This window comes from Arsukibacterium sp. (assembly GCF_036735525.1).
GTDB lineage: Bacteria > Pseudomonadota > Gammaproteobacteria > Enterobacterales > Alteromonadaceae > Alishewanella.
Map to the genome: position 1 here is coordinate 1 of NZ_DAINOE010000077.1, position 15,299 is coordinate 15,299.

The 15,299-nt window shown below is 49.5% G+C and carries 17 protein-coding genes; 15 read left to right on the forward strand and 2 right to left on the reverse strand.

Translation table 11 applies throughout. The features are described 5' to 3' along the window. The first annotated feature begins 70 nt into the window (after positions 1-70). Complete coding sequence (locus tag V7D78_RS13415; RefSeq protein ID WP_333608961.1) at positions 71-802, forward strand: substrate-binding periplasmic protein; 732 nt, start codon at positions 71-73, stop codon at positions 800-802. 27 nt (positions 803-829) lie between these two features. On the opposite strand, the gene V7D78_RS13420 is transcribed toward V7D78_RS13415, so the two are convergent. Together V7D78_RS13420 and V7D78_RS13425 are read right to left on the reverse strand one after the other, a co-directional pair. After that, a complete protein-coding gene (locus tag V7D78_RS13420; RefSeq protein ID WP_333608962.1) occupies positions 830-1,684 on the reverse strand; it encodes a universal stress protein in 855 nt (284 codons plus the stop codon). A 99-nt stretch (positions 1,685-1,783) separates the two neighbouring features. After that, on the reverse strand, positions 1,784-2,239 hold the full coding sequence (locus V7D78_RS13425; protein ID WP_333608963.1) for a zinc ribbon-containing protein: 456 nt from the start codon (positions 2,237-2,239) through the stop codon (positions 1,784-1,786). A gap of 144 nt (positions 2,240-2,383) precedes the next feature. Here V7D78_RS13425 and leuS point away from each other — a divergent pair, with 144 nt between their 5' ends. From leuS to V7D78_RS13495, 14 genes are all read left to right on the forward strand, one after another. Next, positions 2,384-4,969 carry a leucine--tRNA ligase gene (gene leuS / locus V7D78_RS13430; protein WP_333608964.1) on the forward strand — a complete coding sequence of 862 codons (2,586 nt, stop codon included), beginning with the start codon at positions 2,384-2,386 and terminating at the stop codon, positions 4,967-4,969. 1 nt (position 4,970) lies between these two features. After that, positions 4,971-5,441 (forward strand): LPS-assembly lipoprotein LptE, encoded by a 471-nt coding sequence (locus tag V7D78_RS13435; protein WP_333608965.1) that lies wholly within the window; start codon positions 4,971-4,973, stop codon positions 5,439-5,441. Then, complete coding sequence (gene holA, locus V7D78_RS13440; RefSeq protein WP_333608966.1) at positions 5,441-6,478, forward strand: DNA polymerase III subunit delta; 1,038 nt, start codon at positions 5,441-5,443, stop codon at positions 6,476-6,478. Before V7D78_RS13435 ends, holA begins: the two co-directional genes overlap by 1 nt. Beyond that, positions 6,471-7,106, forward strand: coding sequence for a nicotinate-nucleotide adenylyltransferase (gene nadD / locus V7D78_RS13445; protein WP_333608967.1), 636 nt, complete (start codon positions 6,471-6,473; stop codon positions 7,104-7,106). The genes holA and nadD overlap by 8 nt, the downstream gene beginning before the upstream one ends. 68 nt (positions 7,107-7,174) lie before the next feature. Then, a complete protein-coding gene (rsfS, locus tag V7D78_RS13450) occupies positions 7,175-7,495 on the forward strand; it encodes a ribosome silencing factor (RefSeq protein ID WP_333608968.1) in 321 nt (106 codons plus the stop codon). A gap of 6 nt (positions 7,496-7,501) precedes the next feature. Next, the gene (rlmH, locus tag V7D78_RS13455) at positions 7,502-7,972 is read left to right on the forward strand and encodes a 23S rRNA (pseudouridine(1915)-N(3))-methyltransferase RlmH (protein WP_333608969.1); all 471 of its coding nucleotides are present in this window, start codon (positions 7,502-7,504) and stop codon (positions 7,970-7,972) included. 2 nt (positions 7,973-7,974) lie between these two features. Further along, on the forward strand, positions 7,975-9,849 hold the full coding sequence (gene mrdA, locus V7D78_RS13460; RefSeq protein ID WP_333608970.1) for a penicillin-binding protein 2: 1,875 nt from the start codon (positions 7,975-7,977) through the stop codon (positions 9,847-9,849). Then, entirely contained in the window at positions 9,842-10,954 is a 1,113-nt protein-coding gene (rodA, locus tag V7D78_RS13465; RefSeq protein ID WP_442886534.1) for a rod shape-determining protein RodA, read from the forward strand. Before mrdA ends, rodA begins: the two co-directional genes overlap by 8 nt. Beyond that, the gene (locus V7D78_RS13470) at positions 10,954-11,769 is read left to right on the forward strand and encodes a septal ring lytic transglycosylase RlpA family protein (protein ID WP_333608972.1); all 816 of its coding nucleotides are present in this window, start codon (positions 10,954-10,956) and stop codon (positions 11,767-11,769) included. Before rodA ends, V7D78_RS13470 begins: the two co-directional genes overlap by 1 nt. 158 nt (positions 11,770-11,927) lie before the next feature. Next, positions 11,928-13,007: a serine hydrolase gene (locus tag V7D78_RS13475; protein ID WP_442886533.1), complete on the forward strand. Its 1,080-nt coding sequence runs from the start codon at positions 11,928-11,930 to the stop codon at positions 13,005-13,007. 90 nt (positions 13,008-13,097) lie between these two features. Beyond that, the gene (gene ybeD / locus V7D78_RS13480; protein WP_333608974.1) at positions 13,098-13,379 is read left to right on the forward strand and encodes a DUF493 family protein YbeD; all 282 of its coding nucleotides are present in this window, start codon (positions 13,098-13,100) and stop codon (positions 13,377-13,379) included. A gap of 79 nt (positions 13,380-13,458) precedes the next feature. Next, entirely contained in the window at positions 13,459-14,112 is a 654-nt protein-coding gene (gene lipB / locus V7D78_RS13485; protein WP_333608975.1) for a lipoyl(octanoyl) transferase LipB, read from the forward strand. A gap of 1 nt (position 14,113) precedes the next feature. Then, positions 14,114-15,079: a lipoyl synthase gene (lipA, locus tag V7D78_RS13490; protein WP_333608976.1), complete on the forward strand. Its 966-nt coding sequence runs from the start codon at positions 14,114-14,116 to the stop codon at positions 15,077-15,079. A gap of 104 nt (positions 15,080-15,183) precedes the next feature. After that, a partial coding sequence (locus tag V7D78_RS13495; RefSeq protein WP_333608977.1) for a PilZ domain-containing protein occupies positions 15,184-15,299 on the forward strand: 116 nt, incomplete at its 3' end.

A 15,299-nucleotide genomic window follows, 5' to 3' on the forward strand; every position in this document is an offset into this window, starting at 1 on the left:
AACCGCATTGAGTTCCTTCGTTTTGGTGATCTACTGTTTGGAACAGTTATTTAGTTAGAGGTAATGTTTTATGTGTCGACTATGTTGGCTGTTTCTGCTTGCAGTTAGCCCGGGCCTGTCAGCTGAAAGCCTGCGGGCCGTGGTTAGCGAAACCAATATTCCACCTTTTGTCATGTCTAAAGAGGATCAATTATCTGGCGGTCTGGTGCTTGATACCGTGGCTGAGGTGGCAAAACAATTGCAGCTGCCGTTAGAGGTAGACGCTATCCCACGCGGCCGCACTGAAGCCTGGCTAAACTCAGGTCAGGCTGATATTTGGTGTTTTACCAATCCTGCATGGGTAAAAGATCCACAAACGCTGATATGGTCTGACGTTATGTACAGCAATATCGAGCTACTGGTGCGACTAGAGTCTAGTCATCCCATTAACACCGTATTAGATTTACACGGCAAAACCATAGGCACTTCCCGCGGTTTTCGCTACCCGGAACTCGACCCTGTATTTGCAGCTGGCTTTGCGCGGCGTGATGATGCAATAAGCCTCAGTCAGAATTTACAACGTTTAAAACAAGTTAGAGTTGACGTGGTGGTTGCCGATAGCATTACTTTTAATTACTACCTTAAATCCAGTCAGCAAACAGAATCAGCAGTACCTATAGTTGCCGACCCAATGTGGACAGCTGCCATCAATAATTACTGCGCAGTTAGCTCTCAAGACCCACAAAAAGCACAACTTATTTTGCAGGCCTTAACTAGAATTGCTGAACAACAGATGACAAGCTGGTTAGCGGCTTACCAGTAAGCTGTTACTTATCAGACCACTGTTTTGTTATCGTAAAATCAGCAGCGAGCATTTTGCCCGGCTCATCATGGCAGTAGTGGTACTGCCGACAATAAACTGCCGGATACGGGAATGGCCGTACGCACCCATTACCATCAAATCAATATGATGCTCTTGCTGGTATTGGTTGAGCACCTCTTCCGGCTCACCGCTGACAATAGCCACCTTAGTCTCAAAGCCGGCATTACGCAGTATCTGTGCTGCTTTAGCCATTTGCTGTTGTGCCGCCTCAACATTGGCACCGGCCATCACTAAATGCACAGGTAAGCCTTTACACATCGGGCTGGATGCCAGCATTTCTAAGCCTTTTAACGCCGTAGCGCTGCCATCATAGGCCAGCATTATGCGTTGCGGTTCTTTATAACGTTGCTGTGTCAGCAGTATTGGCTTTTGTACGCTACGGATCACCTGCTCGACGTGCAGCCCCAGATGGCCATGTGCTTCAGCACTGCTGTAACCCCGCTTGCCCATCACCAGTAAACGGGTTTCTGGCTGTAATTCCACCAGAGTATCTACCAGGGTGCCATGGCGTAAACGTTCATCCACCTCTGCTACCCCAGCCTGTTCGGCGCGACTTTTTGCTGCATCCAGCATTAAGCGACCGCGTTCCATCGCCAGCTTGCTGTGCTTCTCATCCAGCTCGGCCAGTTGTTGCAACAACACCTCCTGTGAACCCAGGCCAATGCTGCCGCTTAAATCCGGCGTGTGGGTGTGCTGCGCTTTATCCAGCACATGCACCACAGTCATAGCGACAGATAAACGTTTAGCTGCCCACACTGCATAATCACAAACGGCTTCGGTATAGGGTGAAGCATCAATACAGGCCAGTACTTTAATCGTCATTAATGAATTCTCTTATTATCTAAAATTTTTTATTACTTGAAATCTTTAACTTTTATATCAATGCTGCTCGTGCAATGCAAAATTGCTTTGATGAAAAGCTTAAACCGGCAAACCATCACGGAAAAACTGTACCCCACCACAGTGGCTACAGGCCAGCAGCTCTGCCGGGTGAGTATAATCTATGGTGTGTTGACACTGCTGGCAGCAATAACGGCCCATACCGACAATTTCGCCCTGATAATAGACGCCCTTATGCTTAAAATCTTCCAGTAATTCGCTCCACTCCACCAGTGTTCGATCGGTAATTAAACTGATTTCCTGCCATAGTGCTTCAGGCCAAAAAGACGGCGTTTCATCGGCTTCTGCTGATTGGCGTTTAAAGGTTTCCAGAAACAGCTGGGTTTCGTAAGCACTGAGCTCTTTGCCAGCTTTTAAGTAGGCTTTTAAGGTGGCGGACAACTGTAATAAATTATCAACTTGCTGCTGCTCAGCCTGCTGTAATGCCTGAGTTAAATTGTTCAGCCACTGCTGGTATTTTTGCTTAAATTCGGCCATCAAGTTTACCTCATGTTCATTGAGCCCCTAAAAGCAGTATAGACAACAGCGCTGCTTATTGTTGTCATATCCGCTCTGGGGTATGCTATAGCCACTTTTCCCGGCCTTGCCGGCCCTGCCTGAACTTTATCGTGGATGATGTAAATGCAACAACAATATGACCCGCAGCAGATAGAAACCGCTTTGCAACAACAGTGGCAAGACACTAACGCCTTTAAGGTGACAGAAGATACCAGCAAAGAAAAGTTTTACTGCCTGTCTATGTTCCCCTACCCCAGTGGTCGGCTGCATATGGGCCATGTGCGTAACTATACTATTGGTGATGTCGTCAGCCGTTTTCAACGGATGCAGGGCAAAAATGTGATGCAACCCATGGGGTGGGATGCCTTTGGCTTGCCGGCTGAAAACGCCGCTATTAACCATAAAACCGCCCCCGCCAAGTGGACTTACGCCAATATCGATTACATGAAAACCCAGCTGAAACGGCTGGGCTTTGGCTATGATTGGGATCGCGAAGTAGCGACCTGTAAGCCTGATTACTATCGCTGGGAACAGTGGTTTTTTACCAAACTGTACGAAAAAGGCCTGGTCTATAAAAAAATGGCCACGGTAAACTGGGATCCTATTGATCAATGCGTACTGGCTAATGAGCAAGTCATTGACGGTCGTGGCTGGCGCTCAGGCGCCCTGGTAGAGCAGCGCGAACTGGCGCAATGGTTTATTAAAATTACTGATTATGCAGAAGAACTACTGGCCGATTTAGAGCAGCTAACCGACTGGCCAGAGCAAGTACGGACCATGCAAAAAAACTGGATTGGCCGCTCACAGGGGGTCAATATCCGTTTTGATATTGACGGCCAGTCTACAGAAGTAGAAGTCTATACTACCCGCACAGATACACTGTTTGGTGTCACTTATTTAGCCGTGGCTGCCCAGCACCCGCTAGCGCAACAGGCTGCTGCCAGCAATCCGCAACTTGCTACCTTTATTGAAGACTGCAAAGGCGGAAAAATGGCCGAAGCTGATCTGGCCACCATGGAGAAAAAAGGCTGTGCCACCGGCATTTTTGCGGTGCATCCGTTAACCGGCGAGCAATTGCCGGTGTGGGTGGCCAACTTTGTATTAATGGATTACGGTTCTGGCGCTGTGATGGCGGTACCAGGTCATGATCAGCGTGATTACGAATTTGCCAGCAAGTATGCGCTGCCAATCAAACAAGTGGTCGCCGCCAACGAGGGCGCAGCGGCGGATTTAAGCCTGGCCGCATACACCGAAAAAGGCAGATTAATTAACTCAGGTGCTTTTGATGGCCTGGATTTTGAACAAGCCTTTAAGGCTATTGCTGACAAACTGGCCAGCCTGGGTAAAGGCGAAGTGAAAGTGAATTATCGCTTACGCGATTGGGGCGTGTCCCGTCAGCGTTACTGGGGTACCCCTATCCCGATGTTAAATCTGCCGGATGGCTCTGTAGTGCCGGTGCCTGAACAGCAATTACCGGTGATTTTACCCGAAGACGTGGTAATGGATGGCGTAACCTCGCCGATTAAAGCCGATGCCAACTGGGCGAAAACAGAATACAACGGCGCTGAAGCCTTTCATGAAACCGACACCTTTGACACCTTTATGGAGTCCAGTTGGTACTATGCCCGTTATTGCAGCCCGGATCATGACACAGCCATGCTGGATCCGGCCAAAGCTAATTACTGGTTACCGGTCGATCAATATATCGGCGGTATTGAACACGCTATTTTGCACCTGCTGTATGCGCGTTTTTTCCATAAGCTGTTGCGTGATGTCGGCCTGGTACAATGCGATGAACCCTTTAAGCGTTTATTGTGTCAGGGCATGGTTTTGGCAGAAACCTTCTACCGGGATACCGACAATGGCGGCAAAGAGTGGTTTTCGCCACAGGATGTCAGCATTGAACGCGACGACAAGGGCCGTATCAGTCAGGCGATGTTAAACCGCGACGGCAAGCCGGTGCAGTCAGCCGGAATGAGCAAGATGTCAAAGTCGAAAAACAATGGCATCGACCCGCAGCAGGTTATCGAACAGTATGGCGCTGATACAGTGCGGCTGTTTATGATGTTTACCGCGCCACCAGAGCAAACTCTGGAATGGTCTGATTCAGCAGTGGAAGGCGCGCACCGCTTTATCAAGCGCGTGTACAGTTTAATCAACGATATGTTGGCGTCGGGTGAGCCGGGCCCACTTGAGTTGTCTGAGCTGAATGACGCCCAAAAGCTGTTAAGACGCGAGCTGCATAAAACCATCAGCAAAGTTACCGACGATATCGGCCGGCGTTATACCTTTAACACCGCTATTGCCGCCATTATGGAGCTGAGCAACAAGCTGCAAAAAGCCAGCCTGGATACGCCATTAGACCGTGCGGTGATGCGCGAAGCCTGCACGGCCTTGCTGCAACTGCTAAACCCCATCACGCCACATGTGGCGCAGTACTTATGGTCGCAATTAGGCCAAAACCAGAGCATTGAGCAGACCCCTTGGCCAGTCGCCGATGCCAGCGCTATGGTCGAAGACGAAAAACTGGTGGTGGTGCAAATTAACGGAAAATTGCGCGGTAAGGTCACCGTGGCCGCCGATGCTACCGAGCAGCAGGTGCTCGCCAGTGCCCGCTTAGATGAAAACGTACAACGCTATCTTGAGGGAGTGACCCTGCGTAAAGTCATCTATGTCCCAGGCAAGTTACTCAATCTGGTGGTGGGCTAAGATGCGATGGTTAGCGCTGCTGTTATGCTGCAGCCTGCTTAGCGGCTGCGGCTTTCACCTGCGCGGCAATTTACCGCTAAGCCAGTTTTCGGCTATTCACGTGCAAAGCGAAGCGCATTCTGAACTGTCAAGATTGCTTACACAACGTTTGCAACAAAACCAGGTTGAGCTGCTTAGCGCACCAAGGCAAGATGCGCCTATGCTGGAGCTTATCAGCGATACGCTGGAGCGTCGAACCTTGTCGTTGTTTGCTAATGGTCAGGTGGCAGAATACGAACTGATTTATAAAGTGCAGTACCGGCTTACCATGCCAGAAGCACCGCCACAGTTTTATCAGTTTGAGCTGTATCGCGATTATCAGGACGACCCCAACCAGGCGCTGGCCAAAGCCCGCGAGTTAGATTTGCTGTTGGCTGAGTTGCGCCAACAAGCTGCCAACCGCATGATACGGCAACTAGGCCGTTTAAAATAATGCAAAAGCTTTACGCCAATCAGCTGGAGCAGCATCTGCAACAAGGCGTTGCTCCCTGTTACCTGCTGTTTGGTGAAGAGCCGCTGCAAAAACTCGAAGCGCTCAGTGCCATCCGCCAGGCCGCTAAACAACAAGGGTATGCCGAGCGCATCAGTTTAACGGCAGATACGCAATTTGATTTTGCCGAGTTGTTCAATGAACTCAGCGCCATGTCACTATTTGCCGAACGACGCCTTATAGAACTGGAGCTGGCGCAGACCAAGCCGGGAGCGGCGGTAAATGAACAGCTGAAAAAACTGGCAAAAACCTTAACACCCGACATTATCTTATTAGTGCATGGCGAACGTAGCCATGCCGAAGTCAGTAAACTTAGCTGGTTTAAACAACTCGAGCCTCATGCAGTACAAGTCCCCATTTATCCGCTGGATGAGCGCCTGCAACGCCAGTGGCTGCAGCAACGTGCCAAGCAGCTGCAACTCCAACTGACCAGCGACGCCAGTGCCATGTTATTACAACATTGTGCCGGTAATTTACTGGCCGCCCGCCAGGAGCTGACCAAGTTACAACTGAGCTTTGAGCAACAACTGATTGATGCCGATACCCTGAGCGGTTTTTTGGCCGATCATTCCAGTTTTAATGTGTTTCAACTGGTAGATGCGCTGCTGCAAGGTCAGGGTGATGAAGCGCTACACCGGCTGGACAGGCTACTGCAGCAAGACACTGAGCCGGTTATGATTGCCTGGCAACTGCAAAAAGAAGTGTTGCAGCTGCGCCAGTTACAAGCGGCCGGCAATGATATTAACGCCAGCTTTAAACAAATGGCCATCTGGCCGAAACGACAGCCGCTGTATCGGCAGGCATTACAGCGCTTATCATTGCGTTGGCTCGACTATTTATTACAAGAGTTAGCGGCCTTCGACCGCTTATACAAAACCGGGCAACTAGGGCAATTGCCCTTGGCATTGGCTCATCTGTGTTGTCTGTTTTGCCAGAGGGTGCCGGCCAGCTTTGGCTTACAGCAGTGGCAACATGACTGAACTTACCGGTATTTATGGCGGCACCTTCGATCCTGTTCATCATGGGCATCTGGCCTGTGCCCGTTATGTACTGGCCCATTGTCCGCTGCAAGCGATCAGACTGATGCCCTGCCATTTACCACCCCATCGTGCCAGCCCCGGGGTCAGTGCAGCTCATCGCGCGGCCATGGTAAAACTGGCCATTGCCAATGAACCACAGATGCAGCTGGAGTTATCCGAGCTTGAACGTAACAGCCCCTCCTATACCGTTGATAGCTTGCAGCATTTGCGTGCGCAAGGGCTAAAGCGACTGGCTTTTATTATCGGCATGGATTCACTGCACTATTTTACCCAATGGCACCAGTGGCAACAGATTTTGCAGCAAGCCCATCTTATTGTCTGTCAGCGCAGTGGCTACAGCGCTACTAAAGGTGATGCGCCAGCTTTACTGGAACGCTATGGCATCAGTATTGAAGCCATGCAACAGCAGCCTCACGGCGGTATAGTACTGCTCGATAACCCCGACTTTGCCGGTCAGGCCAGCAGCTTGCGCCAGCAATTAGCGGATGGGCAAACCGAGATACCGTTAATTGCGCCAGCAGTACTGAACTATATTCAACAACACAGACTCTATACAGCTTGTAGTTAATGCACAAGGCTATCAGCGTCAGCAAACTGTGCTAAAATGCCCTCTTTTTAGTGCAACGAGGATTAAGGGTGCAAACACAACAACTGGTCGATTTTATTACCGATAAACTCGACGATATAAAAGGTCGCGATATCGTAACCATAGATGTACGTGGTAAGTCCAGCGTTACTGAGTTTATGATTGTTTGCTCTGGCACCTCTAACCGCCATACCAAATCTGTTGCCGGTTATGTAGCTAACGAAATAAAAAAACAGGGCATCCAACCACTGGGCATTGAAGGCGAAACCACTGGTGAATGGGTGTTACTGGATCTGGGTGAAGTCATAGTGCATGTGATGCTGGAAGAAAGCCGCAGCTTCTATCAATTAGAAAAACTCTGGAGTGCCTGATACGCAATGAAGTTGCTGCTAGTGGCCGTTGGCACCAAGATGCCGGCCTGGGTTCAACAAGGCTTCGACGAATATGCCCGGCGTTTCCCGCGCGACCTGCCGTTTGAACTGATTGAAATACCCGCCGGCAAGCGCGGCAAAAACGCAGACATTAAACGTATTTTAGAGCAAGAAGGCGAGAAAATGCTTGCCGCAGTGCCTAAGGGCAGCCGCATAGTGACATTGGAAGTGACGGGTGATAACTGGAGCAGCCCGCAACTGGCCAACAAACTGACCAGTTGGCAACAAGATGGTCGCGATATTTGTTTGTTAATCGGGGGGCCAGAAGGCCTGGCGCCAGCCTGCATTGCAGCCAGTGAAGCAAAGTGGTCGTTATCGGCGCTAACCCTGCCGCACCCTATGGTGCGGGTGGTGCTGGCAGAAGCACTGTACCGGGCATGGAGCATCAGTACTAACCATCCTTATCATCGCGAGTAGTCATGCTTAAAAAACGCGAAGCCATGCAGGATTTTGCCGCCGAAACCCGGATGTTAAACAGCCGGGCAGTGCTGGTTATGTTGATAGTAATATTGCTGTTTGGCGTGATCATTCTCAACCAGTATCATCTGCAAATCCGCTCTTATCAGGATTACCAAACGCGCTCTGAGGGCAACCGTATTAAAGTGGTGCCGCTGGCACCTAATCGTGGCTTAATTACCGATCGCAATGGTATTTTGCTGGCGGAGAACCGGCCAGTGTTTTCATTGGAACTGGTACCTGAGCAAATCAGCAATATGACAGACACCCTGACTCAGCTGGCGGAATTAATCGATATCAGCCAGGAGCAGCAAACCAGTTTTTTACGCGAAGTACGCCAGCAGCGCCGTTTTAATGCTATTGCCTTAAAAGAGCAGCTAAACGATGAAGAAGTTGCCATTATCTCAGTTAACCTGCACCGCCTGGCTGGGGTGAGTATTGAAGCACGCCTTAGTCGCCATTATCCGTTTCAGGATTTATTTACCCATGCACTGGGTTACATTGGTCGCATTAACACCACCGAGCTTGGCCGGCTGGATCAAAGTGGTCAACTGGCTAATTATGCTGCAAGTCGGGATATCGGAAAAATTGGCCTGGAACGGTTTTATGAAACCGAGCTACACGGCACCATGGGCTATCAGGAAGTAGAAGTGAATAACCGTGGCCGGGTAATCAGGGTGTTACGTTCTGTCCCTGCTAACTCAGGTAAAAATATTCAATTGCATTTAGATGTCGGTCTGCAGCTGACCGCGCAGCAAATACTGAAAGATCAGCGTGGTGCTATAGTGGCACTGGACCCCAGAGACGGCGCAGTATTAGCTTTTTACAGTAACCCCAGCTACGACCCTAACCTTTTTGTGCATGGTATTAGCAGTACGAATTATAATGCACTCTTGCATTCGGCCAACAGGCCTTTAGTCAATCGTGTTACCCAGGGTATCTATCCGCCGGCGTCAACAGTAAAACCACATATAGCCTTACTCGGGCTGGAAAGCAAAACCATAGACAGTAGCACCCGTATCTGGGACCCGGGCTATTTTCAACTGCCTAATGTTGAGCACCGCTACCGCGACTGGAAACGCTGGGGCCATGGCTGGGTCAATGTTTATAACGCGGTAATAGAGAGTTGCGATACATTTTTCTATGATATGGGCGTCAAGCTCGGTATAGATCGTATTTCAGAATACATGACAGCCCTGGGCTTTGGCCAACGCAGTGGCATCGATATTTTAGAAGAAAGCAACACCAACATGCCGTCGCGGGGCTGGAAGCGTGCCCGCCATAATCAGCCCTGGTACCACGGTGATACAGTGGCGATTAGCATTGGTCAGGGCTACTGGACAACAACCCCACTGCAATTAGCCACCACCACAGCAGTACTGGTTAATAAAGGGTTATTACCGACTCCGCATCTAGCCAACCGGTTAAGCGACGATAATGAAGAAATTATAGTTAGCGGCGACTTGCAACCCACAGTCGAGGTGCAGGATCCGCGTAACTGGCAAATTATTTTAGACACCATGCGCCAGACGGTCAGCACGCCGCAGGGTACCGCTTTTACGGCGTTTCGTAACGCACCATATCAATCTGCCGGTAAAACCGGTACTGCTCAGGTAGTCGCTATTGCGCAGGATGCTAAATATGATGCAGAAACTACTTACGAGCGGCACCGTGACAATGCTATGTACGTCGGTTACGCGCCTTATGATAAGCCAACCATCGTAGTAGTGGTTGCCGTTGAAAACGTCATTGGCGGCGGTGGCAGTGTGGCAGCATCTATGGCTCGCCAGTTACTGGATTATTATTTCTCTGCCGGAGTAAATGCTGAAGATGAATAGTTTTGAGCAGCATAGTCGCCAGAGCCGGCTGGCTTTTTTTCATATTGATACGCCGTTATTACTGGGTTTACTGTCATTAATTGGCTTTGGTTTAATGGTGCTCTACAGCGCGTCAGGCCAAAGTGAAGCCATGATCAAGGCACAATTAGTCAGGTTGGGGCTGGCGTTAGCCGTCATGGTGGTCTTTGCCCAAATCAGCCCCGCTACCTTTAAACGCTGGTCGATGCCACTGTTTATTGTTGGCTTACTAATGTTGGTCGCCGTATTATTATTTGGTCATGTTGGTAAAGGCGCGCAACGCTGGCTTGATCTGGGCTTTATGAAGTTTCAGCCGTCAGAAATTATGAAGCTGGCTGTACCTATGACTGTTGCCTGGTTTATCTCCAGAAAGCCGTTACCGCCACGCATGCTGCCATTGCTGTTTGGTTTCTTCATGTGCGCAATCCCCACCCTGTTAATTGCCAATCAGCCTGATCTGGGCACAGCCCTGCTCATTGCTGTCGCCGGCGTCGTGGTGTTATTTATGGCGGGCATGAGCTGGCGCTTAATCAGCTTGATTGCTGTGATGCTGACAGCCTTTGCACCAGTGATGTGGTTTTTTCTGATGCGCGATTATCAACGCCAGCGGGTGTTGACCTTTTTAAATGCAGAAAGCGATCCGCTGGGTGCGGGTTACCATATTATCCAGTCTAAAATTGCTATTGGCTCAGGCGGCTTGCAGGGCAAAGGTTGGTTACAAGGCACACAATCACAGCTGGAATTTTTACCCGAGCGCCATACCGATTTTATTTTTGCGGTACTCAGTGAAGAATTTGGTTTAGTCGGTGTCTTACTGCTGTTGGCTATCTACTTGTTTATTATCGGCCGGGGCTTGCTTATCGCCTCCCGGGCACAGGATAATTACAGCAAATTAGTGGCTGCCAGCTTTACCATGACCTTTTTTGTGTATTGCTTTGTTAATATCGGCATGGTTTCAGGCTTATTACCCGTGGTAGGAGTCCCCTTACCCCTGGTCAGTTTTGGTGGTACCTCTATGGTTACGCTGATGGCGGCCTTTGGTATTATGATGTCAATTAGTACTCACAAAAGAATGTTAGCGAATTGATGAAGACCCTGGTTAAAAGCGGTCTGCTGAGCATAGTGCTGATACTGACTGCATGTAGCAGTAAACCCACACCGCCGGTAAGCCAGCACCCGATCCCGAATGCCGGTCGTTACCAGCAGGATGTTGACAGCATCCCTGATCGTCAGCCCACTATGCTGGAGATGGTTGATCCAGAGCCGAAAGCCGAGCAGTTAAGCCGTGGTGGTAATAACCCATATCAGATATTTGGCCAACATTATATTCCGCTGCGTGATTTAACCGAATTTAACGAGATTGGTATTGCCTCCTGGTATGGCAATAAGTTTCATGGTCATCTGACGTCAAATGGTGAAGTCTATAATATGTTTGCCATGACGGCCGCACATAAGACCCTGCCGCTACCGTCTTATGTCAGAGTCACCAACCTTGAGAACCAGCAAACTGCCATCGTTCGGGTAAATGATCGTGGCCCTTTTCACCGTGACAGAGTCATTGATCTATCCTATTCTGCCGCAGCAAAAATTGGCATGCTGCAGCAAGGTACAGCCAGGGTTAAGCTTGAACTGCTAACCTCTCCAGCTATGTTGGCCGCCTTGCCTCCGGCGCAGTGCTACATCCAGATTTTTGCCAGCCGTGAGCAGCAAAGAGCACGGGAATTAGGCCAACAAGTAAATCAGCGCTGGTCTATGCCAATAGAAATACGTGCAGCCGATGGTGTGTATCGTTTACTGGTTGGCCCTGCCAGTAGTAGCAAGCAAGCCGGGCAATGGCTTAACCGCTTAAAAGCCGACAGCTACCCGCAAGCCTATTTTTTTGATAGTCAGGCCTGTAGCTGATATCTTTAACCCTAATATGTCACGCTGGTGAAGGCTTAGTACTTTACTCAGTTGCTAAACCAGCTTTTTAACTAAGAACGGTCCTCATGAAATTTTACTTTGTACCTACATTCATTATTAGTCTCGTGATGTTCTGCAGCTCATTACAGGCGCAAACGGTGACACCACAGGCACCTGAAGTGGCTGCTCGTGGCCATATTTTATTAGATTATGATACCGGCACAGTATTATCTGAACATAATGCCGATATGTCGCTGGCCCCCGCCAGCCTGACTAAAATGATGACCATTTACGTCATTGGTTTGGAAATGAAAAACGGTAACATCAGTGATGATGACATCGTTACTGTCAGTGAACAAGCCTGGGCCCGAAACTTTCCGGGTTCATCACTAATGTTTATTGAGGTCGGCACTAAGGTCTCCGTCGCTGATTTAAACCGCGGCATTATGGTGCAATCGGGCAATGATGCCTGTGTCGCCATGGCCGAGCATATTGCCGGCAGTGAAAGCGCCTTCGTCGATTTAATGAATGCCCATGCGCAAAGACTGGGCATGCATAGTACGCGCTTTGGAAACAGCCACGGCTTACCAGCAGCAGAGCAATACACCACACCACGGGATATGGCAATCCTGGCTTCCGCGTTAATTCGAGATGTGCCGGATTTGTATGCTATCTATTCTGAGCGTGAATTTACTTACAATGGTATTCGTCAATACAATCGGAATTCCCTGTTATGGGATCGCAGCCTCGAAGTTGACGGTATTAAAACCGGTTTTACCAGTGAAGCTGGCTATAGCCTCATCACCTCTGCCACCCGTGAAGGCATGCGTTTGGTGTCAGTGGTGATGGGTACTGCCAGTGAGCGGGTCAGAGCGGCGGAAAATAAAAAATTACTGACTTATGGCTTTCGCTTTTTTGAAACCTTCTCGCCATATCAGCCAGGCGAAAAGTTTGCCGAGCAACGGGTGTGGCAAGGCACCACAGATACAGTTCGTTTAGGCATTCATCACAGCACCCCTATTACTATTGCCCGCGGCCAGCGTCGTAACCTCAAAGCCGACTTTAGCTTGGATCAGGATTTAATCGCCCCCATATCCAAAGGCCAGGTGGTAGGCAAGCTTTATCTGAAACTTGATAATAACGATATCGCTGAATATCCATTAGTGGCATTAGATGCTGTAGAACGCGCAGGCTTTTTCAGCCGGATGATTGACAGCATTAAAATGAAATTTAATTAAGCACACCGCTAGCCAACAGATCCCGGCTAATGCCGGGATTTTTTGTTACAATAGCAATGCTAAATATCAGGCAATGTAAGTGAGATCTTTATGAGTAACCCGGTAAGTGGTACCAAATTTGATGAGTATCTGGAGTTTCCCTGCCAGTTCAATTTTAAAATACTGGGCATAGCACACGACGAACTGGTAGATCAGGTCATGACAGTGGTTCGCCAGCATACAGATGCCACAGATTACAGCCCGAATGTAAAACCGAGCAGCAAAGGCAATTATCACTCTGTCAGCGTACAGGTTACCGTCACCAGCAAACAGCATATAGAGCTGCTGTATACCGAGCTTGGCAAAATTGCGCTGGTGCGCTATGTGCTTTAATAGCACAAGTAACCGGCAAGGCTCGTATTTTTAAAGGTGACGGGTATATAATGCAGCCAGTTTTTGGGCGGAGTAGACTGTGGCAGTAACAGAACAACTGGTTATCCGGGAGCTGGGTGTACAAGAATACAGTAGCGTCTGGCATGCGATGCAAAACTTTACCGACAAGCGCGATGCCGATACCCCCGATGAGTTATGGCTGCTAGAACATCCAGCGGTGTTTACCCAAGGGCAGGCCGGCAAAGCGGAACACTTACTGATGCCCGGCGATATACCGGTGATTAAAGTGGACCGTGGCGGTCAGGTTACCTACCACGGCCCAGGCCAATTGGTGGTCTATGTTCTGCTTGACATAAAGCGGCGTAATCTGGGTGTACGACAACTGGTAACTCTGCTGGAGCAGGTACTGATTGAATTATTGAACAACAACGGTATTCAGGCCACCGCCCGAGCAGATGCCCCTGGTGTCTATGTCGATGGCGCTAAAATAGCTTCGCTGGGCTTGCGGGTGCGCAAAGGCTGTACCTTTCATGGCCTGGCACTGAATGTTGCCATGGACCTGAGCCCTTTTAGCCGGATTAACCCCTGTGGGTATGCCGGGATGAAAATGGTACAAAGTAGTGAACTTGGCAGTCTTCGCCACATCACTGCTGCCAAAACACAGATTGTAGAGCTGTTCTTGCGCCAGTTGGCCGTGCAACAGCCCCTTTATAAAACAGGGTTAGAAGGCTGATATGACTAAAACTGCACGTATGGAGCCCGGCGTTAAATTACGGGATGCTGAAAAGATGGCACTGATCCCGGTGAAAATTCTACCGACAGAGCCTGATGAAATGCTGCGTAAACCCAGCTGGCTGAAAATAAAACTGCCAAAAAGCACAGAGCGTATTGATCAAATCAAAGGCGCCATGCGTAAGCACGGCCTGCATTCAGTCTGCGAAGAAGCTGCCTGCCCTAACCTGCCTGAATGCTTCAACCACGGCACCGCTACCTTTATGATTTTAGGGGCTATATGTACCCGGCGCTGCCCGTTTTGTGATGTTGCTCATGGCCGGCCGCTGCCCCCCAGCGCCGAAGAGCCAGAAAAGCTGGCGCTGACCATTCGCGACATGAAGTTAAAGTATGTGGTGATCACTTCAGTAGACCGAGACGATTTACGTGATGGCGGTGCCCAGCATTTTGCTGACTGTATCGCCGCTATCCGTAAATACAGCCCAGAGATTAAAATTGAAGTGCTGGTACCAGATTTCCGCGGTCGCATGGACGTCGCGCTGGAAATATTAAGCAAAAATCCGCCTGATGTATTTAACCATAACCTGGAAACCGCGCCACGCTTATACAAGCTGGCCCGCCCGGGTGCTGATTACAAATGGTCACTGCAATTACTGCAACGCTTTAAACAAGCGCATCCTCAGGTATCAACTAAATCCGGCCTAATGGTTGGCTTAGGTGAAACCACTGAGGAGCTATTACAGGTGCTACGTGATTTACGCGAGCATCAGGTAGACATGTTAACCGTTGGCCAATACCTGCAACCGAGCAAGCACCATTTGCCGGTAAAACGTTATATGCCACCGGCCGAGTTTGATGACATTAAAGCCTATGCCAATGAAATAGGCTTTAAACACGCCGCCTGCGGCCCCTTTGTCCGCTCCAGCTATCATGCTGATCGCCAGGCAGCCGGCGAAGAAGTGAGTTAAGGCGGCTGTAAATATTTGGCTTAAACACCTAAATAACAGCTATCACAACTGCTGTTATTTGGGTGCAAACCCGCTACACTCAATACAATAAGTTTGGGGGGTCTATGGAACAACGTCGTTTTAGCCGGGTAAATTTTCAGGGCAAGGCTCAACTTGAGACTCCCGAGCAGCACTATCCGACAGAAGTACTCGATTTATCCTTTAAAGGTGCGCTGGTTAA

Coding starts and splice junctions, on each gene's coding strand:
- V7D78_RS13415 (WP_333608961.1), top strand. CDS start 71: ATGTGTCGACTATGTTGGCTGTTTCTGCTTGCAGTTAGCCCGGGCCTG.
- V7D78_RS13420 (WP_333608962.1), bottom strand. CDS start 1,684: ATGACGATTAAAGTACTGGCCTGTATTGATGCTTCACCCTATACCGAA.
- V7D78_RS13425 (WP_333608963.1), bottom strand. CDS start 2,239: ATGGCCGAATTTAAGCAAAAATACCAGCAGTGGCTGAACAATTTAACT.
- leuS (WP_333608964.1), top strand. CDS start 2,384: ATGCAACAACAATATGACCCGCAGCAGATAGAAACCGCTTTGCAACAA.
- V7D78_RS13435 (WP_333608965.1), top strand. CDS start 4,971: ATGCGATGGTTAGCGCTGCTGTTATGCTGCAGCCTGCTTAGCGGCTGC.
- holA (WP_333608966.1), top strand. CDS start 5,441: ATGCAAAAGCTTTACGCCAATCAGCTGGAGCAGCATCTGCAACAAGGC.
- nadD (WP_333608967.1), top strand. CDS start 6,471: ATGACTGAACTTACCGGTATTTATGGCGGCACCTTCGATCCTGTTCAT.
- rlmH (WP_333608969.1), top strand. CDS start 7,502: ATGAAGTTGCTGCTAGTGGCCGTTGGCACCAAGATGCCGGCCTGGGTT.
- mrdA (WP_333608970.1), top strand. CDS start 7,975: ATGCTTAAAAAACGCGAAGCCATGCAGGATTTTGCCGCCGAAACCCGG.
- rodA (WP_442886534.1), top strand. CDS start 9,842: ATGAATAGTTTTGAGCAGCATAGTCGCCAGAGCCGGCTGGCTTTTTTT.
- V7D78_RS13470 (WP_333608972.1), top strand. CDS start 10,954: ATGAAGACCCTGGTTAAAAGCGGTCTGCTGAGCATAGTGCTGATACTG.
- ybeD (WP_333608974.1), top strand. CDS start 13,098: ATGAGTAACCCGGTAAGTGGTACCAAATTTGATGAGTATCTGGAGTTT.
- lipA (WP_333608976.1), top strand. CDS start 14,114: ATGACTAAAACTGCACGTATGGAGCCCGGCGTTAAATTACGGGATGCT.